Origin of the sequence: Elizabethkingia miricola, assembly GCF_001675285.1 — a bacterium.
In the GTDB taxonomy this organism is placed as follows: Bacteria; Bacteroidota; Bacteroidia; order Flavobacteriales; family Weeksellaceae; genus Elizabethkingia; species Elizabethkingia miricola.
The window spans coordinates 97,990-122,748 of sequence record NZ_LSGQ01000005.1 but is presented as its reverse complement, the minus strand read 5'-3'; the positions used below and the strand labels follow the sequence as shown (position 1 = coordinate 122,748).

The following is a 24,759-nucleotide window of genomic DNA, read 5'->3' as shown; positions in this document are numbered from 1 at the left end:
TAAATTCATACTTATTAAATCTTTATTTTTACATTTCTAAGAAGTCATATTCTACAATACTTTTATGAAAAACAACAAAATCATCAGTCGAGTCAAAGTATTGTAAAATATCATTTCGTTTCAACTTACTACTTTTTGATAAATCTAAATAAGATCTGTAAGAAGAATAATTCCAGTTCTCTATTAAGTTAACCAACCCATGATTTATAGGGTTATTATGAATATAATGCACAAGCTTTAGCAAATAATTCTCATTATCAACTCTCTTACGTTTAAGAAAGTCTAGGAATAAAGAGCCTCTTCTATTATATTTTTTATTAAATGCTTTTGCATAGGCATTAAGCATATTACTAAACGGTTTCATTAATGTTTGATGAGCATCTTTACTACTTCCATTCTTATCTTTAAATCTTAAAAGCAAATGAAAATGATTAGGGAGAAGGCAGTATACATAAATATCAGCAATCGGAGTAATATATTTAGAAAGCTTTTCCAGAAAATAATGATAATTGGATTCTTCTTTAAATATCAAATCTTTACCATTAGCATGACTATATACATGATAGATATGACCAAAATCAAAACTTTCCAGATTTTTCATTCTCTTAATCTTAAATATTATTCCAAACCTCATAGGTTTTGAAAACCTATAAGGTTTAAATTTACTACTTTATTTCAAATCAGCCCAGATGCTGTAGTCTACTACTTTTGTAGGGACTTGCTCTGTAAATTCTGTAAAAGGTTCACAAGGAACAATAGCATCTTTTCCTTCTCTTGCCAATTCCTGATAGAGTTTTGTCCCTTCGGTTTTCCAGTGAATCATTTCGTCAGAAACATCACGTATAATTTTTGCGGGACTCCCTACGATCAGCTTTCTGGGCTCACATTTAAAATTAGCCGGAACAAAAGCTAGCGCTCCAATAATACATTCATCGCCAATTACAGCCTTATCCATTACTACCGCATTCATTCCTACAAGACAATTCCTACCGATATGTCCGGAATGGATAATCGCGCCATGTCCTATATGTGCTGATTCTTCCAAAATGGTTTCAATATTTGGGAATACATGAAGCGTACAGTTTTCCTGAACATTGGCTCCGTCTTTTATAATAATCTTTCCCCAATCACCGCGGATAACAGCATTGGGACCGATATACACTTCTTCACCAATCTCTACATTCCCAATAATTACTGCCTGAGGATGGACATAGGCAGAAGGTTTTATAATGGGACGAATACCATGATAGGAGTAAATGTTCATAAAATTTTTATTAAAAATTTAATTTAGCAATGTATCAGTTTATCAATGTAACAATAAATATCCTGCCTTATTGAAAGAGTATATATTCTATTGGAAACTGTTACATTGTTATATTGTTACATTATTGAAAATATTATACTTTTTCAATTACCATTGCATAGCCTTGTCCAACACCGATACAAAGTGTACACAACGCATATTTTTTATTTTGTTTCTGTAATTCCAGAGCTGCAGATCCAATAATTCTGGCTCCTGATACTCCAAGCGGATGTCCTATTGCAATGGCTCCCCCGTTTGGATTAACTCTCTGATCATTGTCCTCTAAACCTAAGCTTCTGGTTACGGCAAGTGCTTGTGCGGCAAATGCTTCATTTAATTCAATAATATCGATATCCTCCAAAGAAAGGTTTAGTCTTTTTAACAGCTTCTGGGTTGCTTCTACCGGACCTATTCCCATAATTCGGGGCTCTACTCCGGCTACAGCAGATCCTAGTATTTTTGCTTTTGGTTTTAAACCATATTTTTTTACAGCTTCTTCGCTTGCCAAGATAAGAGCAGCAGCACCGTCATTCATTCCGGAAGCATTTCCGGCTGTTACACTACCTTCTTTTCTGAAAGCAGGACGAAGCTTTGCCAATACTTCTATAGTTGTTGTAGGCTTAATAAATTCGTCTTTATCAAATACTACAGGATCTCCTTTTCTTTGTGGAATTTCTACTCTTACCATTTCTTCAGCCAGCCTTCCGCTATCTTGTGCTTTAGTAGCTTTTTGTTGTGACCACAATGCAAATTGATCCTGGTCTTCTCTGCTGATATTATGCAGATCAGCCAGATTTTCTGCAGTTTCCCCCATTCCGTCTACACCATACATTTCTTTCATTTTAGGATTTACAAACCGCCATCCGAAAGTTGTATCATACATCTGGCTATCCCGTCCATATGCAGCACTTGGTTTAGACATTACATAAGGAGAGCGCGTCATGTGCTCTACACCGCCTGCAATATAAATTTCTCCCTCACCTGCAGCAATAGCCCGGAAAGCATTGGCAACAGCGGACATTCCTGAGGCACAAAGCCTGTTCACTGTCTCTCCTCCTATTTTGTATGGAAGGCCAGCTAATAAAAGAGCCATCCTTGCTACATTACGGTTATCTTCTCCGGCCTGATTAGCACATCCGAAAATAACATCTTCAATTTCATCTACGGGAACTTCCGGGTTTCTCTCCATTATTTCCTTAATAACTATTGCGGCTAAATCATCTGCCCTTACTTCAGATAAACCTCCTTGCAGCTTTGAAACAGGAGTTCTTATATAATCTATGATGTATACGTTGTTCATAATACTAATTTGAAAATTTGAGAATAGGCTAATTTGAAAATTAAAGTATCACATTTTCAAATTCATGCCACTCAACATCTTTATAATTCAGTTACTTTTTTTCCAATTTTATAAACTGTTCCTGTGAATTTTGCTACTAATTTTTGTTCCTGATTTGTGATATTGATATCATAAACTGCAGTCTTTCTGGTTTCATTCACCAACTTGCTTTCCGCACGAAAAATATCACCTTCTCTTCCGGCAGTTGTAAAATTTATCACACAATTCAGTGCTACTGCTGCATCTCCGGAATTGTTGGAAGAAAAAGCTAAAGCTGAATCAGCAAAAGCAAAAGTTACTCCACCATGAACAGTTTTTAATCCATTCAGCATTTCTTTTCTGACTGGCATTTCTATTAAACAATAATTTTCTTTAACCTCTATCAGTTTTATTCCCATCCATTTGGAGAATTCATCCTGACTGAGCATATAATCTGCAATTTGTTCTGGCTTCATTATTTATTTAATTTAACAATAGATGCTTCGACTACGCTCAGCATGACATATGTTTATTATACTCTTAATTACTTTTATATTTTATTAAGTAAAGGGCTTTGTCTGTAGCGTTCCTCCTGGTATTCGTCATGGAGGTTTTGAAGTGTTTCGGAAATGGTTTTATAACCAATTTCCTGTCCCCAGCTTAGTAAGCCTTTAGGGTAATTTACACCTTTCTGCATTGCCAGTTCTATATCTTCGTCATTGGCAATACCTAGTCTTTTGGCCTCCACAGCCTCATTAACCAGCATAGAAATAATTCTTATAAAAATCTTTTGATATAATGCATCATCCCTATGAGCGACAGACTTTACAGCTCCTTCCCGATAGTCATAAAATCCCCGATTTGTTTTTCTCCCCAAAAGCTTGGCTTCTGCCATACGTTGTTGTAGTAAGGAAGGTTTATATTTAGGATCGTAGAAATAATCCTTATAAACGGTTGTTGTCACGGCAAAGTTTACATCGATTCCGATAAGATCCATCAGTTCAAAAGGTCCCATTCTAAAATTACCCAGACTGGTCATAGCATCATCTACCTGTTGTGGTGTTGCTATATTTTCTTCAACAATCCTTAATGCCTCACCATAGTAAGGGCGCGCAATTCTGTTGACAATAAAGCCGGGAATATCCTTCGCAATTACCGGAACTTTGTTCCAGGATTTCATTAAATCGTAAACTTTCTGTGGTAATTGTTCATCCGTGAGTAATCCAGGGATAATCTCTACCAAAGGCATCAAAGGTGCAGGGTTGAAAAAATGAATACCAATAAAACGCTCTGGTCTTTTCAGCTCGGACGATAATGAAGTAATTGAAATAGAAGATGTATTGGAGCCAATTATACAAGTATCGGATACATAATCCTCCAGCTCTGAAAACACTTTGGTTTTAATCTCTTTGTTTTCAATAATGGCTTCAATAACTAAATCGGCATCTTTTAGCTCTTGCAGCCTTGTACAAAATTTGATTCTGCTGAAAATTTGTTCAGATTCTTCAACTGATATCTTTTGTTTCTCAGCAAGCTTCGTCAATGTTTGTTTCAGGTTTTGTAATGCTTTTTCGGTTTGCAAAGAATTTGCATCAAACAAAAACACGTTACATCCGTTGGCCGACGCTACCTGAGCTATCCCAATCCCCATTGTTCCTGAGCCGATTACTCCTATATTTTTCATTTTATATCATGTAAAATGTACTATGTAAAATGTACTTTTATGCGCTGTACATTTTACATAGTTCTGTATATTTTATTTTCCTTTATAATCCGGTTGTCTTTTCTCTAAAAATGCTCTTACACCTTCTTTGAAGTCTTCAGTTTCAGCAGCATCTTGTTGGTAAATGCCTTCCAAATCCAACTGCTCACTCAATGTATTGGTATAAGAATTATTAAAAGCTTTTTTGGTTAAACCAATTGCTTTTGTCGGCAGATTAGATATCTGAGCTAAAACTTCACCCGCTTTTGCCTCAAACTCTTCATCTTTGAAGACATCAGCTATTAATCCCAACTGTTTCGCTTCGGCCGATGAAAGTTTCTTTCCGGTAAATGCTAAATAGCTGGCCAACTGTCTGCCCAATAGTTTTGGCAAATAATAAGTTCCTGCAGTATCCGGAATCAGTCCGATATTCACAAATGCCTGTGAAAAATAAGAACTTTCTGTAGCCAGTGTAAAATCACAGATAAGCCCCAGCATAGCACCTGCTCCTACCGCAGGGCCATTAACCAATGCAATAACAGGCTTTGAATTTTTTACAATAGATTTCACCATTGGATTATAGTAGTCGATAACCATACGCTGTATGATTCTCTCTTCCTCAGCATCTTTGCCCAAAGCCAAAGCTTCCTTAAGATTCTGACCGGAACAAAAAGCTTTTCCTCTTCCGGAAACAGCAATACATCGCACCTTTTCGTCTTTATCACATTCTTCCATAAAATGGCGAATTTCACTCAACATTTTTTTGTTAAGTGAATTATAACTTTCAGGTTGGTTGAGATAAGCTATTTTTAGTTTTCCTTCTAATTTTGATTCAATATCAATTTGAGTATATTCCATAAAATATTTTTTTAGTGTACCAATATAACAATCTAAATTAATGTAACAATCTAATACTACAGCAATCTGACAATAACATTGCTATGCTCCGCATATCCGTAAATTCTATTAGTAAACTGATTCATTGTTACGTTTCTATATTGATAAACTGTTACATTGCCACATTGTTACATTAATTTGTATCAATGGCATTTAAAATAATCAAAGGGTTCCAGACAATCTAAACATTGATAAGATGCTTTACACAAAGTAGATCCAAATCTGCTGATCTGTTTGGTATGCATAGATCCACAACGTGGACATTTCTTAGGTTTTCCGATATGATGTTCGTCTGCTCCTCTTTCAGGAGGTGTAATTCCGTAGGCTCTTAATTTCTCTCTGGCTTCATCAGTTAACCAATCAGTCGTCCAGATTGGGAACATTTTGGTTACCACTTTTGCATCCCAGCCGTTCTCCTTCATTACCTTGGTAATATCTTCTTCAATAGTGAACATAGCCGGACAGGCAGAATAAGTAGGTGTAATAGTTACTTCACAAGTACTTACACCAAGCATCTTTGCTTCTCTTACAATACCCAGTTCCACAATATCGATTACCGGAATTTCAGGATCTGGAATTGTTTTTAATATGTCTAAAAGTTCATTCATTTTCTTATTTTTTATCAAAGTCAAGGACTTTTGCCATTGCTTTTTGATAATCCCCATTATCTGTCATTCCATTATGTCCCTGATTATTCAATACAATCAGGCTATCTCCTTTTTTGAAATTATTTTTCAGCCTCAAAGAAGCATTATAATTAATTACCTCATCTGCATTACCATGAAATATAATAACCGGAGATTTCACAGTTTTCAGATATTGATAGGTTTCAAAATTATATTTTAGTAAAAATCCGGGAAGGAACGAAAACTGTTGTTTCATCTCATCCCTCAGACTATAGTAGGGTGCCTGCAAGATTAATAAACGAGCATTACTAACCGAAGCTAGTTTTGCTGCTAATCCGGTTCCTACAGAATATCCCAGGATAATAATTTTATTTTCAGGATACCTTTTTTCTATTTCTTTATATGCTACTTCTACATCCGAAAATAGCTGATCTTTACTTTCTATGCTTCCTTCACTTTTCCCATAGCCTCTGTAATCCAATATGAAAACATCATAATTCATACTGTTATAAAGTTTAGCTACTTCGCCCCAGCCTTTTATTGAGCCACCATTGCCATGAAGGTAAAAAATAACACCTTTGGAGTCCGGAACTCTGAATAATACAGAGCTTAGCTTTTTATTGTCTTTTGTTACAATCGGTATTTCTTCTGCATTGCCTTCGAAATTATAAGTATAGTTCTCTGGCAGTTTTTCCGGATGAAATATTATTTTCTCCTGATAATAGTACGCTGCTGCACATAGCACTAAATATACTATCAGAAAAAATATAATTATTTTCAGAAATACCTTCATTGTCCTTTACCATGTACAACTAGGATAGGCTCTTTGCATATATTGTAATTCACAAAGGATATAGCCAAAGTATTCTGTATGGTATCCTGTTCTGGATTTAAGCTGCATAAAAGGATTCTCCGGATATTCTAACCCGAAATCCTGGAAGTCCTTTTTTGTAATTGCTATAAATTGTTGGTAAAGTTCATCTGTATTTGGAGCTATATTTAAAGCGATCAAATCTTCTTCCCCTTCTACATGTGCAAATAAGCCTTTGGTATATTCCCAAATATTCTCAATAGCATTTATAAGGCGCTTGCGGCTTTCTTCTGTTCCCTGAGCAAAAATCCGCATCCATGAAGAAGTATGGGTATAGTGATATCTAACCTCCTTCAGAGATTTCTGTGCAACCGCAGACAGTTCTTCATCTGCTGATGTGGATAAAGCCTCGTACATCAATTTCTGATAGATAGAAAAAACATATACTTTAAGAATAGTTTGTGCATAGTCCTCGTTAGGTAGCTCCGTCCAATGTGCATTTACATATTCATGTTCATATCTCAGGAAAGCTATATCATCTTCACTTTTTCCATCATCACTCAGACGTGATGCATACTGGTAAAAATTATTGGCCTGCCCTAATTCATCCAAAGCAATATTGGTTAAAGCAATATCTTCTTCCAAGTATGGTCCTTCACCACACCATTCTGCAAGCCTCTGCCCCATGATAAAGCTATCATCTGCCAGTTTTAATAAGTAGTTATATAATGGATTCATTGTATAGAATTTAGAAACTAGAGGTTAGAAATCAGACTAAATTCTATAATCTAACTTCTCACTTCTATAATTTACATATTTTTTACATCATTAGGGATTTCATAGAAAGTCGGATGGCGGTATAGCTTATCATCCGCAGGATCAAAGAATGCTTCCTGATCTACTCCTTCGGAGCTTACTATATATTTACTCGGCACTACCCATACACAGGTTCCTTCTTTTCTTCTTGTATAAACATCTCTGGCATTTTGTAATGCCATCTCTGCTGTGGGTGCCTGTACTGTTCCTGCATGCTTGTGGGATAAGCCCGGTTTTGTCTGAATAAAAACTTCCCACATATCTAAATTTGCCATAGTCAAATTAATTTAACAATGTATCAATGTACCAATTTACCAATGATATTCTTCATGAACTACGTTCGTAAACCTTCAGTTTATGCTCAGAATGACAATTGATTGTTACATTTTTACATTGGTATATTGTTACATTATTTTATTACTTCTTCTTGTTGTTTTTCGGCAAAAGCTGCAGCTGCTTCTTTTACCCAAAGGTTTTCCTGTTGAGCTTTTACTTTAGTCTGTAATCTCTTTTTATTACAAGGTCCATTACCTTTTAATACTTCCATAAATTCGTTCCATGGAAGCTCTCCAAAGTCGTAGTGCCCTTTTTCTTCATTCCATTTTAAATCTTTATCCGGAATGGTTAGCCCTAAAAATTCGGCCTGCGGAACGGTAACATCTATAAATCTCTGACGAAGACTGTCATTACTCTCACGTTTTACTCTGTAATTCATTGATAATTTAGAGTTTGGAGAATGTTCATCATTTGGACCAAACATCATTAATGCAGGCCACCAGAAACGGTTTAATGCTGCCTGAGCCATTTCTTTCTGCTGCTTTGTTCCACGACAAAGTGCCATTAGGATTTCATAACCTTGTCTTTGGTGAAAAGATTCTTCTTTGCAGATTCTTACCATTGCTCTGGAATACGGCCCATAAGAATTACCCATCAGCATTACCTGGTTCATAATCGCTGCTCCGTCTACAAGCCAGCCTATCGCACCTATATCTGCCCAGCTTAGTGTAGGATAATTAAAGATACTGGAATACTTTGCCTTCCCGGACAACATATCATCATATGTAGCATCCCTGTCGGATCTTATAGTTCCGTTCCCCAATGTTTCCGTAGCTGCATAAAGATATAAGCCATGCCCTGCCTCATCCTGAACTTTTGCCAGTAATGCCATTTTCCTTCTCAATGATGGTGCTCTGGAGATCCAGTTGGCTTCCGGAAGCATTCCCACAATCTCGGAATGTGCATGCTGAGAAATCTGACGAACCAGTAACTTCCTGTAATCATCAGGCATTATATCTTTTGGTTCTACTTTATTTTCTTCATGTACGTATTGTACAAACTTTTCTAAATCCATTATTTATATTTTTTAACACAATGGCACTAATTAATCTTTTATCCTTACTAATGTTTTTAAGGCACTGATTGCTTCGCAATATATTTATACTAAGATATCTTCCCGTTTATAACTCTCTTAACACCATCTTTAAAAACATCTGTCCTAAAATTCAGCAGTAATCCTAATTTTAATCCTGTCATTTTTAAGTAGGTTAAAATCTGAGCCTTATGAATATCATTTATAAAATCTACAGTTTTTATCTCCAGAATCAATTTATTCTCAACTATTAAATCAACCCTGAAAGCATTTTCTATAATGAGAGTTTCATAAACAATTGGCAGATACTTTTGCTTTTCAACTTCTAACCCAAAATTTTTAAGTTCATAATACATACATTCTTCATAGACACTTTCGAATAAACCTGCTCCTAATTTTTTATGGATTTTCAGGCCTAAATCAAATACAATTCTCGACAATTCATTCTCTGTCATATATTTTGAATTTTGAAAATCTTTGATTTTCTTGTGTCTTAAAAAGCGTATTTATTTAAAATATAATTTGTGTCTTTGTGTTTATAAAAATTACCCTTCTGTATCTATATTTTTAACACAATGGCACTAATTAGTATTATGTTGGCAATTAGTTATAAATGGCCATCACTTAAATCATCTTTCAGGTAGATTCCTACCTTAGAGTTGGAAAATTCTCCGGCCACAAAATTTACTTTTTTACCTTTATCCTCAATCACATATTCCTTGAAATAGTAAACATGTCCTTCATAAGGTCCTTTTACTTCCACTTTTTTATTAACACAGTTCCAGTAAAAGCTCCAGATGTTCAGTCCATTAATTTTATATTCTTCATTTTCATCTAATGCTTTTGCGAATTTCCAGTTAGTCATGACTTTTAAATTTAGCGATTATACTTCTTTACCAATTTAACAATAAACCACTGGTTTTCAAGTACAATTAACAGTTTTTAACCGCCAAAAATCATTATTTATAATCAATATAAATTTAAACGTCGTAATTCAGCATCAATACGTTGGTAGTGGGATGACACTGGCATGTCAGTACAAATCCTCTTTCTACCTCATCTTCTGTCAATGCAAAGTTCTTTTCCATAAAAACTTCACCTTCCAATACCTGGGCCTTGCAGGTACAGCATACACCTCCTTTACAGGCAAACGGTACTGGCAGTTGCTCTTTCAAAGCCTTATCCAGAATGCTTTCTTTTTTCGAGTTAAGGTGGAAAGAATATTCATCATCATCAATAATTACCGTTACCATGCTTTCCAGATTAGCAATAGCTTTAAACTCTTCACTCATTTCCTCCGAATTCTCTTCATCCGGTGCGGTGAAGTATTCATACAAAACCTGAATTGCAGGAACTTTCTTTTCCTTTTTCAGATAGTCAGAAATACCTTTAATCATATCAGCAGGACCACAAATAAAATATGTAGCCTCCGGAACATTAATATCAGAATATCTTTCAAAAAGCTGCTCTAGTTTTTCAGCCGATATTCTTCCTTCAAAAACCGGATCTTCATGTTTCTCTCTGCTTACCAAATAGATTACTTTCAATCTTCCGCCAAAGTCTTTTTCTAATTTATCCAGTTCAGCTTTCTTCATCACATGAGCCATGCTTCTGTTGCTGTAAAACAAATAAGCATTACTATTAGGTTCCTGATAAAGACTTTCCTTAAGATTGGACAATACAGGACTTATTCCGCTTCCTGCTGCCAGACCAATATAGGTTTTGGTATTGCTGGGGTGATAGGTTGTATTAAACCCGCCCATTGGTGGCATCACTTCCAGCATTTCATCCATATGAAGATGCTCGTTGAAATATCCTGAAACTTTACCGCCTTCTAAAAGCTTTACCAACACTTCCAATATATTCCCTTTCTCGCTAGGAGCGTTACAAATGGAATAAGAACGGCGCTCCTCATTACCATCGATCATCATCCTGAAGTTAAGATATTGTCCCTGCCTGAACCTGAATTTATCTTTCAGTTCCTCCGGAATTTCAACCGCTACATTCACCGCATCCTGTGTATCCTTCTGAACCTTTACGGTTTTTAATTTATAAAATGAGTTCATTTTCTCTTAAGTATTCTGTTTATTTTTCCACCTTCACATTTTGGGAGTGAATCCTGTGCATGGATTTTTACTTTTGTTGTTATTCCTACCCTTCTTTTTATTTCCCCTTCCACACTTTCAGCAAAATTGTGGATAAAGTTGGTATAGTCGTTACTGTTTATTTCAAATTGTTGTGCCCTGATTAGTTCATCATTTATTTCTACATCTACTTCAAGGGCTACACACATATGTTCTTTTTCAATGGGTGTAAGATAATAATTGGGAACAACTCCCTTGATACCAGAAAATGCATCTTCTATCTGGCTTGGGTATACATTCACACCTCTTACAATCAGCATATCGTCGGCCCTTCCTACTATAGGTTTCATCTTCACCATTGTCCGTTTTGCACTGGTATCGTAATAGAGACTTGTAATATCATTGGTCCAGTAGCGCAAAAGCGGCATTGCTTTTTTGGTTAAAGTCGTAATGACCAAAACTCCCTCTTCACCGTACGGAACAGGCAGCTTCGTTACAGGATCCAATATTTCAGGATAAAAATGATCTTCCCAGATATAAGAGCCTCCTTTTTCCTCCCAATCTTCCATAGAAACTCCGGGACCTATAATTTCGCTTAACCCATAAATATTAGTTGCGTGGAGACCCAGTCTTTTTTCAATATGACCTCTGATAATTTCTGTCCAGGGTTCAGAACCTAGTACAGCATACTTCAAGCTTATATCTTCTGCAGGAATTCCTCTGTTAGCTAATTCATCTGCAATTGTAAGCGCATAAGATGGTGAACAGCAAATGACTTCAGGTTTAAAATCCATAATCAGATCCACCTGTCTTACTGTCATTCCGCCTGAAATAGGAAGAACACTCATCCCCAGTTTTTCGGCACCATAATGCAGCCCTAAACCTCCAGTAAAAATTCCGTAACCGTAGGCATTATGCAGCAGCATTCCCCGTTTTGCTCCCGCAGCATTCAGTGACCTGGCAACTACCTCACTAAAAAGATCCACATCTTCTTTTGTGTAGCCTACAACAGTTGGTTTGCCTGTTGTTCCGCTTGAGCAATGAATCCTCTGTAATTGGCTTTTGGGAACAGTAAATAATCCGAATGGATAACTATCTCTTAAATCTTGTTTATAAGTTATAGGAAGTTTTGAAATATCTTCAATTGACTTTATATCCTGAGGGAATAATCCGGATTCACTAAATTTTCGTTTATAAAATTCAGATCTCTCCCCAAGGTAACTAACAAGGTTCTTCAATCTGTCTGACTGAAGTTTCCGCAATTGGTCTAATTCTAAATGTTCAACTGAAAAATACATAATCTAACTAACATTCGTTAGTTGTAAAAATAAAAAGAATTTTCGTTCTGACAAATTTTTTATGACTTCCATCATGTTTTTAAATTCCCCAGAAGACCATAAAGTATTTTATCCCTGATTTCATCGGTAATTTCGGATGTAGATTCTATATTTCTTTTGAACCAGAAATAGGAATTATTTAGTGTATGAAGAATAAATTTAGTGGTAAATGTCGGAGATTTAAGCTCCCAGTTTTCTTCCTGATAAATTTCCGTTATAAGTTTTTCCACTTCTCTTTGATATTGCTTCCGGAGTTCTACAAACTCAGAAAGCCTCTCTTCCAAATGCTTCCACTCGTTAGAATAAATGTGGGTAACATCCGGATTTTCCAGGACAATAGAAATATGTTTTTCAATAAATAGATTCAAACGTTCTTTAGCCGGAAGTTTTGCATTCTTTACTTCATTTAGTCCTTCGAAAAATCTTCCTGCAATGCTAAAGCATATCCATTCCAGTAATTCATCTTTTGAACGAATATGTGCGTAAAGTGAGGCTGCCTTTATATTAAGACTGGCAGCCAGATCACGCATAGATGCGCCAACATAACCTTTTTCTTTGAAAAGTTCTATGGCTACTTCTAGTATTTCAATTTGCTTTTTTTTCAGCTGCATTGATTAGTTTTTTTGCAAAAATACTAACTAACTATTGTTCGGGCAATGCTCTCCACCTTTTTATGTATTTCGAAAGGAAGAAAAAGGAGATTACTACCAATATAAAATTATAACCAAACATTGCTGTTTTATCTATTTCAAACCAATCTTTCTGATCTGCTAAAAAGCAAAAAGCCGGAACAAACCACATAAAAGTAAATAAGAACATGCAAACAAATATCCCTGAATGTGCTTTCACTTTACTATTAATAAATACTGAACACAGATAGGCTACAATAACTCCAAAAGTGAGCAGCATCATGATCATATAAGTTTCTCCTCCTGTAATGGCATTAAACAGTCCGTAAACAATATTCAATATTCCCAAAGAGACTAATGCTATAAGCCAACTTCTTCCTGATGTAGTTCTGAAAGCAAAAATCAGAAATGATAGTACGAGTGAAAAATAGAAAATAAAAATAACCAACTCTTTTTCTATAATAGGCCTGCTGTGTGCCTCTTTTAAAGTTGCAAAGTTACTTTTCAGTAAAGCCTGCTCAACATAAAAATTAGAATAGCTTTTCTCACCGGTGGCATTTCTTACAGCAGACTCCATATCTCTCGGATACATGGGATTGATAAGCTGATAATCCATATAGCCACTTTCCGGATGATAGTTGAGAGCAAGTAAGCGTTCCGGTGTAAGATTGGTTTTTAACTTCACCGATTTTACCAGCGCAAAATAATTCTGAAACTTCTTTTTGATCTCCGCTTCATTTCTGTCTGCCAGATTTTTTTTCATAATGGCATCATTTGGTTCCGGATTTATGGATGTAAATTTATCATAATACCTATCCTGAACTTCTCTGTTGATTAATGCATTTTTGTGATATTTCTTCCCCAGGATTGTAACTGAATCTTTATAGAAGTAACCATTTTCTTTAATACGGGTACCATCTTTTTGCAAACCCATTTGTAATGAATCCAGTTCTCCTTCAGCAAACGGAGCATCGATAAAATAATCCATCTGAGTAATCAGATTTCCTTTCGTAACAATATCCTGATAGCTATAATAAGATCTCTGATGACTTACTTTTCCCCATTGGAAAAAGAAATAAAAAGAAGAGAGTGATAAGACTATAATGAAAGTGTGAATCCATTCGTAGAATAAGGCATTATTACTTTTTGGATAAAAAGCTTTAAAACTATTATTTCTAAAATAGAATACCAGCCATACAATAAGTGCCAGAATGGAAATAATTATAGAAAAAGTAAAAAATGTTACATCATCACTATACTGATAGATTTCCGTAAAATCTACGGTTCCTGTCATATAGCCTATTAAAAAATAAATAGCATTGATTACAACGCCCAATATAAGCATCGGAATCAATTTCGTATTCCACAATAGTGGATATTTTAACAGTAGTTTAGTTTGTATTTTATCTAACATGGCTTTTATTTAATGAAGAAACGACGGGTTGAATGGGTAATATTACGGAAGTATACCAGTTGAATATTTTCTTTCAATACAGTTTCAAGGAAGATTTCTACTGTAGTATGCATCGGAAAATGTGCTACAAATGTTCCTCCGTTTTGCTCTAATGAAACTAAAGAGATGGAAGATAACTTTTCTTTCAGATTACTCAATGTATCGTCAGTTTCAAATTCAACAATAAACTGTACTTCTTCAGCCTCCTGAGACTTCAGATTTCTTTGAGATCCATTTTTAAGGAACACAACCTGTTGAGAAGTTTTTTCAACTTCATATAATTGCTGGGAGCTCAGTACTATTGCAATAGGGCGATAAGGTGAGCCTGCAATATTCCGGAAGTCATCCAGAATGGTTTGCTGTGCAAGAATATCAAGGTTAGCCAAAGGCTCATCAATCAAAAGAATTTTAGGCTTTCTCAACAGCATTCTTGCCAATTCAAATCTCATTTTATAGCCGGAAGAAAGGCTGTTCCATGAGTGCTTCCGGAAAGGCCGTAACCCCAGCCTTGTAATAATCAAATCTACTACAACCTTGTTTTCTTCAGGTTTATAACCATAATTAGCTGCTGTAAAAACAAGATTCTCATACATACTTCCTCTCCAGGTATCTGTTCTCTGCGGAATATAAACCAGTTTTGTTCTCAGATCATAATCGTCCTTACACAGAAAGTTATATTTAATACTACCAGAAGTCGGCTTCAGATCTCCGCATAGGCTTCGCAGTAATGTTGTTTTACCATTTCCATTTTCTCCTACCAGTCCTATAATCTCCCCGGATTTTACCTCCAGATCAATAGGTCCCAGCGTAAATCCTGCCCCGTATTTCTTAGTAAGTCCCTTTACGGAGATTACGGTTTGAGGTTCTGTAACAGGTTTTCCGGATAATTCTTCATGAAGCTTTTGCAGTAAAACATTTAGCTTTTCTATAATTACTTCTTCAGAAGGTTTTGAATCCAACCAGTCCAAAAAACTGTTTGTATCATTATAAAATCGGAGATTTTCGGTATCCAGGGTAAGATCTATAATTCTTTTTACAGCCCTATCCAGATCTTTAAAAAGAATTAATTCTCGTATTTCTTCAAAAACTAAGTTTTGTGTTTTCATCATTTTATTTCTGGTTTGTAAATAACAAATTTTATGGCATATAATAAAATTAATTCCATCACAAATTCGGAAAATTTGGCTCAAAATTAACATTTTCGAAATTTACAACCGGAAAATTTGTCCTAATTTTAGGAATAAATCAAAATAGAACACATTTTGAGTACAAAACACCAGAATTAAATGATTAAACCGAAATCTGAGATTTGGTATAATACGGATTAAAACTTCAGACCTAGCTGAAATGATTCGGGAGAGCCAAATCTCAAATTTCAAAACTTAGAAAGCTTAAAAAATTACAAAAAATATCAAATATGAATTTAAACCAATATACTGTAAAATCACAAGAAGCCATTCAGGCTGCGCAACAGACAGCTATGGAATTTGGCAACCAAAGTATTGAACCTCAACATTTACTTGAAGGCATTTTTCAGGTAGATGAAAATATATCACCTTTCCTTTTAAAAAAATCTGAAGCAGACGCTGCTTTAGTAAGGGAAAGAAACCGTGAAAGCATAGAAAGCCTTCCAAAAGTACAGGGCGGAAATATTTATCTTTCCCAAACAGCTAACAAAGTTTTGTTGGATGCTCCTAATATTGCAAAGAAAATGGGCGATGAGTTCGTAACCATCGAACATCTATGGTTAGCATTAATTGAAACCAATTCACCGGTTTCTCAAATGCTAAAAGATATGGGGGTTACCCGCAAACTATTGGAAGGAGCAATTAATGAACTTAGAAAAGGCAGTAAAGCGACTTCTGCAAGTTCAGAAGAAACCTATCAATCATTAAACAAATACGCTAAGAATTTTAATGAATTAGCTGCTGAAGGCAAATTAGATCCGGTTATCGGACGTGATGAAGAAATAAGAAGGGTTCTTCAGATCTTATCAAGAAGAACCAAAAACAACCCGATCCTGATTGGAGAACCTGGTGTAGGTAAAACAGCAATTGCTGAAGGTATAGCACACAGAATAATCTCTGGAGATGTACCGGAAAATCTGATGGATAAAACTTTATATTCATTGGATATGGGGGCGTTAATTGCCGGAGCAAAATACAAAGGTGAATTTGAAGAACGTTTAAAGTCTGTTGTAAATGAAGTTATAAAATCTGACGGACAAATTATCCTTTTCATTGACGAGATCCATACCCTTGTAGGAGCAGGTGGCGGAGAAGGCGCAATGGATGCGGCTAATATCTTAAAGCCTGCATTGGCAAGAGGAGAGCTTAGAGCTATAGGCGCAACTACACTGAGTGAATATCAGAAATACTTCGAAAAAGATAAAGCTTTGGAGCGCCGTTTCCAGAAGGTAATGGTGGAAGAACCGGATACTGAATCTGCAATTTCTATTCTTCGTGGTATCAAAGACAAGTATGAAGCCCACCACAAGGTGAGAATAAAAGATGAAGCTATTATTGCTGCAGTAGAAATGTCGCAAAGATATATCTCCGACCGTTTCTTACCGGATAAGGCTATTGACCTTATTGATGAAGCTTCTGCCAAACTAAGAATGGAAATCAATTCCAAGCCGGAAGAATTAGACGTTCTGGATCGGAAAATAATGCAGATGGAAATTGAACTGGCGGCTATTTCCAGAGAAGGAAATCAGGTAAAAATAGATCATCTGAAAGAAGATTTGTCCAGAATAAATGAAGAGCGTAATACAATAAATGCTAAATGGCTAAAAGAAAAACAGAAATCTGAGGACTTAACTCAGATCAAAAAAGATATTGAATCACTGAAATTAGAAGCTGAAAGAGCTTCCAGAACAGGTGATTATGCAAAAGTAGCTGAGATCCAATACGGAAAACTTCGTGAAAAAGAAGAAGAGCTAAGCAAAGTAGAGCTTGAAATGCAAAACCATCAGAACGAACTGATAAAAGAAGAAGTTACTGCAGAAAATATTTCGGAAGTTATTGCTAAATGGACAGGTATACCTGTAACCAAGCTAATCCAATCCGAAAGAGAAAAGTTACTTCATCTGGAAGATGAACTCCATAAAAGAGTTGTTGGACAGGAAGAAGCTATTCAGGCTGTTGCAGACGCTATCAGAAGAAATCGTGCCGGGCTGAGTGATGAGAAAAAACCTATTGGCTCATTCTTATTCCTGGGAACGACTGGTGTTGGTAAAACGGAACTTGCAAAAGCTTTAGCTGAATTCCTTTTCGATGATGAAAACAATATGACCAGAATCGATATGAGTGAATATCAGGAACGTCATAGTGTTTCCAGATTAGTAGGAGCGCCTCCGGGGTATGTAGGTTATGATGAAGGCGGACAATTAACGGAAGCTGTAAGAAGAAGACCTTATTCTGTTGTTCTTTTGGATGAAATTGAAAAAGCGCATCCGGATGTTTTCAACACCTTATTACAGGTGCTAGATGACGGGCGTTTAACAGATAATAAAGGACGTGTGGTAAACTTCAAAAACTCAATTATCATTATGACTTCCAACCTTGGATCTCATCTGATTCAGGAGAATTTTGAAAACCTTACTGATGAAAATCACGAAGAGGTCATTGAGAAAACAAAAGATGAAGTTTTTGATCTTCTAAAACAAAGTCTTCGTCCGGAATTCCTGAACAGAATTGATGAAGTAGTATTATTCCAGCCTTTAAGCAAAAAAGAGATCGGAAAAATTGTACAATATCAGTTAAGAGGATTCAATGAAATGTTAGCAAAACGCAATATCATTATGACAGCAACTCAGGATGCGGTTGATTACTTAATGAACAAAGGCTATGATCCTGCATTCGGTGCAAGACCTTTAAAAAGAGTAATCCAGCAGGAGGTATTGAATAAACTTTCCAAAGAGATCCTTGCAGGAAATGTTAATGACGGCGACAGAATTACATTAGACTACTTCGAAGAAAGCGGATTGGTATTCAGACCAACCGACCAGTAAAAAAACATTTTTTCATATATCATATTTTATTTATCGGATTACGCCGCAGGCATTGCTTGCGGCGTAATCTTTTATCTATTAAACACTTAACAATAAAAACTTTAAACACATAAACATGATAAATATCATATTTTTACTATATTAGCATTTCATCAAATAACAACCAAATATTTAATTATGAAAAAATTAAAAAGAAATTCACTGAAAGCTATTTCAGGAGGAAAATTAGACTGCTATTGCCAAAGAGTTATTTATCAAGACGGTTCAACAAGTGGTGATAACTGTGCAACCGAATTCTGTACACAAATAAGTTTTCATTGTGGACAAAGAGACTGCTGGCCAACACCAATCGAATAATCTAAAATTAACCTATCATGAAAAAGTTAGTAAGAAATTCCTTAAAAACAATTTTAGGAGGTAAGCTAGATTGCAGATGCATCAGATTTACTTACCCTGACGGATCAACAAGTGGAGATTGTGTTACCGACACTTGTACACAAATAAGTATTGCATGTTTTCAACAAGAATGTCAACCAGCTCCAATCGAATAATCTAAAAACAACCTATTATGAAAAAGTTAATAAGAAGCTCTTTAAAAACAATTTTAGGAGGTAAAAAAGACTGCAGATGTACAACGATTACAGATATGTTCGGCAATGTACAGACCAATTGCGTTCCAGGAACCACATGCACCGAATTTAGCCTTGGATGTGCACAATCAGAATGCTGGCCAACACCCATTGAATAATCTAAAATAAACCCATCATGAAAAAATTAGTAAGAAAAAGTTTAAAGCAAATTAGCGGTGGAGCTGCCATTACAGAATGCCAGGAAGATATGTCTTGTCCTAGGGGACTATGCTGCAGTACCGGCAATATTTGCAGAGACCCAAGAAAGTATATGTGTATTTAATATTTCGGATATGAAAGAAAAATTATTAAATCCATTAAAAAGGAGTGTATTAAAGGAAATTATTGGAGGATCTGGTCCAACACCAGGCTATCAGGTTTGCATGATTATAGCAGATGATGACGGACACATTATCGATGATAAAGTTTGCCCGGCCAGAACCTGCTGCAATTCAAACAATGAATGTGTTCCTTTACGCTTAAATCAATGTTAAACACAAATTCTATTTTATAAAAAACGCTGCCAATGGCAGCGTTTCTTTTATTTTTCAAACTTTAATTCCGCAAGTACCGGAAAGTGATCTGAGGGATAAAGCAGATTTTCTCTTCTGTCATTGATATGCCTTTGTGATAAAACTCTGAAGCCCTTTACAAAAATATAATCGATCCGGTCTTTGGCCGGAACATTTATATTAAAGTCCTGAAATGTTCCTTTCGGGCCATATTGCTTTTTTTCGCTATTGTAAAAAGAGTCTTTCATTTCACCAGCAATAATCTTCAGTGGTTCTGTTTCTTCTGTAAGGTTAAAGTCTCCGGAAAGTACCACAGGATAATTTTCCTTATTCAGCTCTTTCATTTTCTTCAGAATCAATCTTGAAGACTGTTTTCTGGCCTCGTTTCCGATATGATCAAAATGCAGATTGAAAGCCCAGAATTTCTTTTGGGTTTTCAGATCCTGAAACAGTGCATAGGTACATATTCTGTTTAGTGCAGCATCCCAACCTTTAGAAGGCTTGTCCGGAGTTTCCGATAACCAGAAAGTACTTCCCTGAAGTTTTTTAAGTTTTTGAGTATCATAAAAAATTGCAGAAAACTCGCCTTTATCTTTACCATCATCACGGCCAACACCTATATAATCATAGCCAGCCAATCCATTTTTAATATCCTTCATCTGTTCCGGTAAGGCTTCCTGAACCCCTAAAATTGCAGGATGATAATAATCCATAAGTTGCAAGGCTTCATCTTTACGATTCTTCCACGAATTATCTTTATCCGAATCTGTAGACATCCGTATATTGAAACTCATTACTTTTAGCTCCTGCCCAAAAACTGACAAGGAGAATCCAAGCGCTAAACCTAAAAAAATATTCTTCATTTATCTCTCTTTCGTAAATCTTTAATTCTGTTGATTCTTTACTGACTTACCCCTTCCAAACATTATTAGAAGGATTGATGTCCGGGAAGTTTCCATCCGGATCAATAATCACAGTCTGTATTTCTTTTGTCGTCGGAACTTTAAATGTCCATTCTGAATTTCTTCTCCAGATCTCTACAGGTAAAGACATATCCTGCTGGCTTCCGTCTTTAAACTGAATTCTCAAATCTACAGGCATTGGTATTTTCTCCAGATTCTGGATAGTTATTACAGCACCTTTAGTATAGCTATTATCAACATATTTAACACTTGAGATCGCCTGATCCAGTTTCCAGTTATTTTGAATCCAGCTTCTCCAGAACCAACCTAAGTCTTCTCCCGCTACATTCTCTATAGTACGGAAGAAATCGTCCGGAACCGGGTGTTTGTAAGCCCAACGGTTAATATATTCCCTGAAAGCTTTATCAAATCTCTCTTTGCCAATAACATTATTACGTAAAATCTTGAGTGCTGTCCCTGGCTTATAATAAGCTAAAGCACCAATACTGGATTCTCTCATAGCATCCGGTGGTGTATCTACAGGCTCCAGTTTATCACTGAACAGATATCCCGTCATACCGCGTGAAGAACCTTTTCTATAGTATTCTCCATTATTGAAAGCCTCTGTAGAAATACCATTGATAAATGTATTGAACCCCTCATCCATCCAAGCATGCTTTCTTTCATTAGATCCTACAATCATCGGGAACCATGTATGTCCAAATTCATGGTCAGTTACACCCCATAGTCCGGCACCCTTAGATGTGTATTTACAGAACACAATCCCCGGATATTCCATACCGTTTGTTATACCAGCAACATTCACTGCATTTGGATAAGGATATTCGAACCATTGCTTAGAATAATGTTCGATAGAAGCTTTTGTGTATTCTGTAGACCTGCTCCATGCTCCCTGTCCGTCGCTTTCCACCGGATACGCAGAAATAGCCAGTGACTTTTTACCAGAAGGAAGATTAATTCTTGCCGCATCTAAAATAAATGCCGGGGATGCTGCAAAAGCAAAGTCACGGCTTTGTTTCATCTTAAATTTCCAGGTTTTATTTCCGCTCTTAGCCGCATTTTCTCCTACCTCTGAAGCCGAACGAATTACTACAGCTTTTTCACTGTTTTTGGCATCGTCCCATTTTTTCAGCTGCTGGGAGGAATATACATCTTTGGGATTCTGCAGTTCTCCGGAAGCAACAACATAAAAATTATTTGGTGCCGTGATGCTAACATCAAAATCCCCATATTCCAGATAAAACTCTGAAGGTCCTAAATATGGAACTGTATTCCAGCCTTTAATATCATCATATACCTCAACACGCGGATACCATTGTGCCATTGTATAAATCTTGCCATTCTTTGTTTTCAGATAGCCCATTCTGTCTGCCCCATCTTCCGGAGAAACAAAAGAATAATCGATCTTAACCTTTACAGAACCTCCGTTAGATTTAAGTTCTTTAGGTAAGTCTACCTGCATTCTGGTATCTGTAATGGTATATTTTACTTCTTTACCATCTACTTTTACAGACTTTATAGTATAACCGCCTTCAAAATCTGAGTTACTTGAACCATATCTTGAATTGTTAAGCGGAATCATTGCACTTCCGCGGGATTCTTTTTTGAATAAATTCTGATCGAGCTGAAACCAAATAAATTTCAATTCATCCGGACTGTTATTGGTATACTGAACCTCAGCACTTCCTGTAAAAAGATTCTGAGCATCATCTAAAGTTATATTTAAAACATAGTTAGCGTGGTTTTGCCAATATCTTGTGCCCGGCTGGCCACTTGCTGAACGAAACTCATTACCATTATAGGTATAGAAAGGCTCTTTAAAAGCCTCTTTATAATCATAATTAGAAGCTTGTTGAGCACTCAGGTTTGATACAGCTAAGAAATACGCTGAAATTGTAAAGATCTTAACAATATTTATTTTCATATATTAATTTTCCTCTAAAATTATGGAAGTTATTCTGTTACAACAAATTTTAAAAAGAATTAAATAAAATATAAAAACCATTAATTCCTTATTTCAGAATTTTCTCCTGTAATAATTTCATCTGGGATGTACTTATTTTATCCGGAGTATATATGTTTTTTCCTTTAGACCATTCAACCTCCATATTATAAAAAACTGCAGGATCTGTAATTATACCTGATTGAGCCTGTTCTATAAATACTTTCCACCTATTGTAGTATAAGGAACTCAATAGGCCATTCCATTCTTTATGAGCATAATCTCTCAGATCTGTTTTAGGATTATTATCCGGTCCCCAATAAGTAAGCTGGGACTTGGCATTAAACATTACATTTTGAGCATCCGGAAGCTTTTTCCCGAAGCTTTCCGCCTCTTTCAGCCACCTGTTTAAAGTAAAATGCACATTATTTCCCAAAAGTATATCCTGAGTAGAAATCATCTCCAGAAACTGATTTCCTGATTTCTGAATTTCTGTGGTCCTTTTTTCATTAATCGCTTTTATCAGCTCATCATAAACAGTATCTCCTTTATTAGCCCATACCTGTCGCAAAAAATCTGTTTTATCTGTCTGGTAAGTTTCCGAATCTTTAAAATCAGCGTCGGCCTTTACAAAGACCTTCACAGCTTCTTTAAATCGGCTTTGGTCATAATTCCGCTTGCGTGTACCCCATGAAGATACCGGATTAACATTCAGAGAAGGCCTTGCACAGTAAATACTTTCCGAAGGACCTTCCTGATAAACATCGGGACTGCTATAGATGGTCTGTGCAAATTCTTTCCACGCCTGTATTACATCCTTATTTTCTTTCCCATATCTATATTTGGTATATTCAGTAAGCCATTGGTCGAGGGCAGGCTTCTCATTATACCATGCTATATCCAGCATAAGATCGTATGCTACAGGATTATTAAAAATACCTTCAGGGATAATTCCGATTCCTTTCAAATTTGCACCATAGACACTTTCTTTAGCTCTGAAAACCTCATCCAGAAAACGCTGTAATTTGCCATACAATCCGTTTTTCTCTCCGAAATTACTCACATTAGACCAGATAAAACTGGCTCCGCCATATCCTTTTCTCTTTTCCCAATTAGCTGTATTTTCTCCAAAGAGCTCAATAATAAGTATATTTTCTTTTTTCAGTCCCGCTAACAAACCATCTGATGGATTTTGCTGCCAACCTTGCAGAACCCAAGTACTGTTAGGGTAGTTTTTCTGCATAGAGGACTGAATACTTTCCGCTACATTTCTCAGATCCAGTCCATTGGTTTTTCCTCCTTCATGAAATGGCTCCCCTCCGAAATAATGAATATCTTCTCCATACAGGTTTTTCATTTCAGTATAATAGGTATCTGCAATTTTAGAAAACAGTTTGGTTGTAGGGTCTAAAATCCCGGGACGCTGAAATCCTCCAGCCCACTTCCCCTGCTCTATTACTTTCGCCTCGTTTATTTTATTCTTCAGATCGTGTGGAACCATACCATAGAATCCTTGTAATACAGGTTCGATTCCCAATTCTTTCATTCTTTTCAGTATCTTTCTCTGAAGTTCGGCTTGCTGCTTCATCATACCCATACTTACAGGACCGCCCCAACCTTCAAGATTCCCCATAAGCCACCATGCCGTGAAGGCCGGACCCGGAATAAAAACTTTTGCTTCGGCATCTGTATAGCCTAGCTTTAGTAAGGTATTATACCAAACCAACTCTGTCCCCACAGGTGCCAGCATTATATTGACTCCATTCAGAGCCATCCAGTCCAATTCCTTTTCCCAATCCTCCCAGGTATAAAAGCTGAAAGAATAGTTAATGGTACAATAATTCAGGGCATAACGATACGGAACCAAAGAAGTCTTTTTCAGTAAAGGACTAACTACCGGAAGCTTATTTATATTCCGGATATTATTTCCAAAGTGAGAAATACCCTGATGCGCATAATGCTTCACATACCAATCCAGTCCTCTGGATGCTGCGCTGGCTGACGATGCAGAAATATATAATTGATTATTTCGGGTTATTAAGGTAAAAACATCTGCATCCTTTTCTTTTGGAATAGACTTTAGAACTAACCTACCAGCAAGCCAGGGAAATTGCCTTTGTGCAAGATTATTCACAGATTTAAAATCCTGAGCCAAACACAGCTGGCAAATATTCAGCACGAAAACGAGTACAGTTAAAAGATATTTCATATTGGTTATTAAGTTTTTATGGTTATCAAAAATAAACAAACTTGTTCAAAATAAACTTACTAACATTTTTAGAGCTTATTTAAATTTTTATCAAAAAGTTAGGCTTCGATAGTTCATCAGGCTCTCTATAAACTTAGCTCAGCCTGACATCTCTAGAAAAAAAAGATATTTCGAATGAGCAATGTCA

The 24,759-nt window shown here is 36.1% G+C and carries 26 protein-coding genes; 5 read left to right on the top strand and 21 right to left on the bottom strand.

Going from position 1 to position 24,759, the window contains the following annotated elements:
* Nucleotides 1-28 precede the first annotated feature (28 nt).
* From ATE49_RS07635 to ATE49_RS07550, 18 genes are all read right to left on the bottom strand, one after another.
* A complete protein-coding gene (locus ATE49_RS07635; RefSeq protein WP_260255922.1) occupies nucleotides 29-634 on the bottom strand; it encodes a transposase in 606 nt (201 codons plus the stop codon).
* Between the two features lie 36 nt (nucleotides 635-670).
* A complete protein-coding gene (locus tag ATE49_RS07630) occupies nucleotides 671-1,264 on the bottom strand; it encodes an acyltransferase (protein WP_034870715.1) in 594 nt (197 codons plus the stop codon).
* Between the two features lie 133 nt (nucleotides 1,265-1,397).
* Complete coding sequence (gene pcaF / locus ATE49_RS07625) at nucleotides 1,398-2,603, bottom strand: 3-oxoadipyl-CoA thiolase (protein WP_065081682.1); 1,206 nt, start codon at nucleotides 2,601-2,603, stop codon at nucleotides 1,398-1,400.
* Between the two features lie 80 nt (nucleotides 2,604-2,683).
* Nucleotides 2,684-3,097, bottom strand: a complete 414-nt coding sequence (locus ATE49_RS07620; protein WP_065081681.1) for a hotdog fold thioesterase — start codon at nucleotides 3,095-3,097, stop codon at nucleotides 2,684-2,686.
* A 74-nt stretch (nucleotides 3,098-3,171) separates the two neighbouring features.
* On the bottom strand, nucleotides 3,172-4,305 hold the full coding sequence (locus ATE49_RS07615; protein WP_065081680.1) for a 3-hydroxyacyl-CoA dehydrogenase NAD-binding domain-containing protein: 1,134 nt from the start codon (nucleotides 4,303-4,305) through the stop codon (nucleotides 3,172-3,174).
* A gap of 72 nt (nucleotides 4,306-4,377) precedes the next feature.
* Nucleotides 4,378-5,181 carry an enoyl-CoA hydratase/isomerase family protein gene (locus ATE49_RS07610; RefSeq protein WP_059156461.1) on the bottom strand — a complete coding sequence of 268 codons (804 nt, stop codon included), beginning with the start codon at nucleotides 5,179-5,181 and terminating at the stop codon, nucleotides 4,378-4,380.
* A gap of 182 nt (nucleotides 5,182-5,363) precedes the next feature.
* Nucleotides 5,364-5,828 carry a 1,2-phenylacetyl-CoA epoxidase subunit PaaD gene (paaD, locus tag ATE49_RS07605; RefSeq protein ID WP_065081679.1) on the bottom strand — a complete coding sequence of 155 codons (465 nt, stop codon included), beginning with the start codon at nucleotides 5,826-5,828 and terminating at the stop codon, nucleotides 5,364-5,366.
* Nucleotides 5,829-5,832: 4 nt separating this feature from the next.
* A complete protein-coding gene (locus tag ATE49_RS07600) occupies nucleotides 5,833-6,591 on the bottom strand; it encodes an alpha/beta hydrolase (RefSeq protein WP_260255889.1) in 759 nt (252 codons plus the stop codon).
* A gap of 54 nt (nucleotides 6,592-6,645) precedes the next feature.
* Nucleotides 6,646-7,395: a 1,2-phenylacetyl-CoA epoxidase subunit PaaC gene (gene paaC, locus ATE49_RS07595; RefSeq protein ID WP_065081677.1), complete on the bottom strand. Its 750-nt coding sequence runs from the start codon at nucleotides 7,393-7,395 to the stop codon at nucleotides 6,646-6,648.
* 71 nt (nucleotides 7,396-7,466) lie between these two features.
* Nucleotides 7,467-7,748 carry a 1,2-phenylacetyl-CoA epoxidase subunit PaaB gene (gene paaB, locus ATE49_RS07590; protein ID WP_034870705.1) on the bottom strand — a complete coding sequence of 94 codons (282 nt, stop codon included), beginning with the start codon at nucleotides 7,746-7,748 and terminating at the stop codon, nucleotides 7,467-7,469.
* A 134-nt stretch (nucleotides 7,749-7,882) separates the two neighbouring features.
* On the bottom strand, nucleotides 7,883-8,824 hold the full coding sequence (paaA, locus tag ATE49_RS07585) for a 1,2-phenylacetyl-CoA epoxidase subunit PaaA (protein WP_065081676.1): 942 nt from the start codon (nucleotides 8,822-8,824) through the stop codon (nucleotides 7,883-7,885).
* An 89-nt stretch (nucleotides 8,825-8,913) separates the two neighbouring features.
* Complete coding sequence (locus tag ATE49_RS07580) at nucleotides 8,914-9,297, bottom strand: GxxExxY protein (RefSeq protein WP_065081675.1); 384 nt, start codon at nucleotides 9,295-9,297, stop codon at nucleotides 8,914-8,916.
* A gap of 152 nt (nucleotides 9,298-9,449) precedes the next feature.
* Nucleotides 9,450-9,707 (bottom strand): hypothetical protein, encoded by a 258-nt coding sequence (locus tag ATE49_RS07575; protein WP_034870702.1) that lies wholly within the window; start codon nucleotides 9,705-9,707, stop codon nucleotides 9,450-9,452.
* Nucleotides 9,708-9,822: 115 nt separating this feature from the next.
* Nucleotides 9,823-10,908 (bottom strand): 2Fe-2S iron-sulfur cluster-binding protein, encoded by a 1,086-nt coding sequence (locus tag ATE49_RS07570; protein ID WP_059346013.1) that lies wholly within the window; start codon nucleotides 10,906-10,908, stop codon nucleotides 9,823-9,825.
* On the bottom strand, nucleotides 10,905-12,224 hold the full coding sequence (locus ATE49_RS07565; RefSeq protein ID WP_065081674.1) for a phenylacetate--CoA ligase family protein: 1,320 nt from the start codon (nucleotides 12,222-12,224) through the stop codon (nucleotides 10,905-10,907). The genes ATE49_RS07570 and ATE49_RS07565 overlap by 4 nt, the downstream gene beginning before the upstream one ends.
* A 71-nt stretch (nucleotides 12,225-12,295) precedes the next feature.
* The gene (locus tag ATE49_RS07560; protein WP_059156467.1) at nucleotides 12,296-12,874 is read right to left on the bottom strand and encodes a TetR/AcrR family transcriptional regulator; all 579 of its coding nucleotides are present in this window, start codon (nucleotides 12,872-12,874) and stop codon (nucleotides 12,296-12,298) included.
* Nucleotides 12,875-12,905: 31 nt separating this feature from the next.
* Complete coding sequence (locus ATE49_RS07555; RefSeq protein ID WP_065081673.1) at nucleotides 12,906-14,306, bottom strand: hypothetical protein; 1,401 nt, start codon at nucleotides 14,304-14,306, stop codon at nucleotides 12,906-12,908.
* A gap of 5 nt (nucleotides 14,307-14,311) precedes the next feature.
* Nucleotides 14,312-15,454 carry an ABC transporter ATP-binding protein gene (locus ATE49_RS07550; protein ID WP_081278429.1) on the bottom strand — a complete coding sequence of 381 codons (1,143 nt, stop codon included), beginning with the start codon at nucleotides 15,452-15,454 and terminating at the stop codon, nucleotides 14,312-14,314.
* Nucleotides 15,455-15,762: 308 nt separating this feature from the next.
* On the opposite strand from ATE49_RS07550, the gene clpB reads away from it, so the two are divergent.
* From clpB to ATE49_RS20550, 5 genes are all read left to right on the top strand, one after another.
* A complete protein-coding gene (gene clpB / locus ATE49_RS07545) occupies nucleotides 15,763-18,357 on the top strand; it encodes an ATP-dependent chaperone ClpB (RefSeq protein ID WP_059156470.1) in 2,595 nt (864 codons plus the stop codon).
* A gap of 177 nt (nucleotides 18,358-18,534) precedes the next feature.
* The gene (locus ATE49_RS07540; RefSeq protein ID WP_059156471.1) at nucleotides 18,535-18,714 is read left to right on the top strand and encodes a hypothetical protein; all 180 of its coding nucleotides are present in this window, start codon (nucleotides 18,535-18,537) and stop codon (nucleotides 18,712-18,714) included.
* Between the two features lie 211 nt (nucleotides 18,715-18,925).
* Nucleotides 18,926-19,105, top strand: coding sequence for a hypothetical protein (locus tag ATE49_RS20000; RefSeq protein ID WP_078674701.1), 180 nt, complete (start codon nucleotides 18,926-18,928; stop codon nucleotides 19,103-19,105).
* A gap of 17 nt (nucleotides 19,106-19,122) precedes the next feature.
* Nucleotides 19,123-19,269: a hypothetical protein gene (locus tag ATE49_RS20555; protein WP_234108086.1), complete on the top strand. Its 147-nt coding sequence runs from the start codon at nucleotides 19,123-19,125 to the stop codon at nucleotides 19,267-19,269.
* A gap of 10 nt (nucleotides 19,270-19,279) precedes the next feature.
* Nucleotides 19,280-19,480, top strand: a complete 201-nt coding sequence (locus tag ATE49_RS20550; protein ID WP_234108087.1) for a hypothetical protein — start codon at nucleotides 19,280-19,282, stop codon at nucleotides 19,478-19,480.
* Between the two features lie 47 nt (nucleotides 19,481-19,527).
* Here the strand turns inward: ATE49_RS20550 and ATE49_RS07530 are convergent, their stop codons facing one another.
* The 3 genes from ATE49_RS07530 to ATE49_RS07520 form a co-directional block, all read right to left on the bottom strand.
* Nucleotides 19,528-20,361: an endonuclease/exonuclease/phosphatase family protein gene (locus ATE49_RS07530; protein WP_065081671.1), complete on the bottom strand. Its 834-nt coding sequence runs from the start codon at nucleotides 20,359-20,361 to the stop codon at nucleotides 19,528-19,530.
* Nucleotides 20,362-20,407: 46 nt separating this feature from the next.
* Entirely contained in the window at nucleotides 20,408-22,345 is a 1,938-nt protein-coding gene (locus ATE49_RS07525; RefSeq protein ID WP_065081670.1) for a M1 family metallopeptidase, read from the bottom strand.
* An 88-nt stretch (nucleotides 22,346-22,433) separates the two neighbouring features.
* A complete protein-coding gene (locus ATE49_RS07520) occupies nucleotides 22,434-24,572 on the bottom strand; it encodes an alpha-N-acetylglucosaminidase (RefSeq protein WP_065081669.1) in 2,139 nt (712 codons plus the stop codon).
* Nucleotides 24,573-24,759 lie beyond the last annotated feature (187 nt).